The sequence below is a fragment of the Halorubrum tibetense genome (genome assembly GCF_042661865.1).
Lineage (GTDB): Archaea > Halobacteriota > Halobacteria > Halobacteriales > Haloferacaceae > Halorubrum > Halorubrum tibetense.
Window position 1 is genome coordinate 1 of the sequence record NZ_JBHSWW010000495.1, and the last position, 1055, is coordinate 1055.

The following is a 1055-nucleotide window of genomic DNA, read 5'->3' on the forward strand; positions in this document are numbered from 1 at the left end:
CGGCGGCGTCGCTGACGGCCGCGGCGAGCGCGCCGAACAGGGCCACCGCGACCCCCACCGACGCGGACATCCGACGCTACTCCTGGCCGAACCAGCGGTCCGTGATCTCGGCGTACTCGTCACCGTCACGAACCGCCGCGAGCCCGTCGTTCAGCGCCGTCTGGAGCTCGGATTCGTCCTGTCGGAGTCCGAAGCCGTACTCCTCGCCGGTCTCCTCGACGAACGCGATCGCCACGTCGCGCTGGGCGGCGAACGTCTCGGCGACCGGCAGGTCGATGACGACGCCGTCGATGTTCCCGTTCTCGAGGTCCTCGACCGCGAAGACGTAGTTGTCGTACGAGGAGTAGTCGTCCTCGTCGATGACCCCCGTATCGATGAGGTTCGTCTGTACCTGCTCCGCGCCCGTGGTTCCGGACTGTGCGCCGACCGGACGCCCCTCGAAGTCGGTCCAGCTCGCCGGCTGGAACCCGTCGTCCTCGCGGACGAGCACGGCCTGGTCGGACTCCCAGTAGGGGTCGGTGAAGGCGATCGTCTCCTGTCGGTCGGGCGAGATCGTCATCGCCGCGGCGATCACGTCGATGCGGTCGCCCGTGAGCGCGGGGATCAGCCCGTCGAAGTCGAAGTCCTCCCACTCGCCGAGCTCGTACTCGGTCTCGGCGACGACCGCCTCCAGCAGGTCGATGTCGAACCCCATCAGCTCGCCGTCCTCGCGGAACTCGAACGGCGGGAAGCCGGACGCGGTCCCGGGCACGATCACGTCGTCGTCGTCGCCGAGACAGCCGGCGAGTCCGGTCGCCCCGACGACGCTCGCCCCGCCGGTCAGCTGTAGGTACGTCCGACGGCTCATATCGGTCTCACTGCGGTATGTCATACCCGTGGGTGTGCGTGGAGCGATTTGAACCTTTCCTCCCGTCCTCGGTCGACAACGCTTGTACGGACCGTGTCTGCCGGCCGCCGATCCGAGACAGTGGACGCCCGGTACGCCGAGCAGCCGGTCAGTCGCCGCCGATCGGGGTTGAGGTGCGCGGGGCCGCGTCCGCGGTCCGGAGCGTCCA

General features: G+C 69.0%; 1 protein-coding gene. It reads right to left on the reverse strand.

Annotated features, from left to right (window positions below):
* Positions 1–76: 76 nt before the first annotated feature.
* A complete protein-coding gene (locus tag ACFQEU_RS16470) occupies positions 77–871 on the reverse strand; it encodes a basic amino acid ABC transporter substrate-binding protein (protein ID WP_379783907.1) in 795 nt (264 codons plus the stop codon).
* Positions 872–1055: the final 184 nt, after the last annotated feature.

Bases quoted from the DNA above. Each gene is read 5' to 3' on its own strand.
- ACFQEU_RS16470 (WP_379783907.1), bottom strand. From the start codon at position 871: ATGACATACCGCAGTGAGACCGATATGAGCCGTCGGACGTACCTACAG.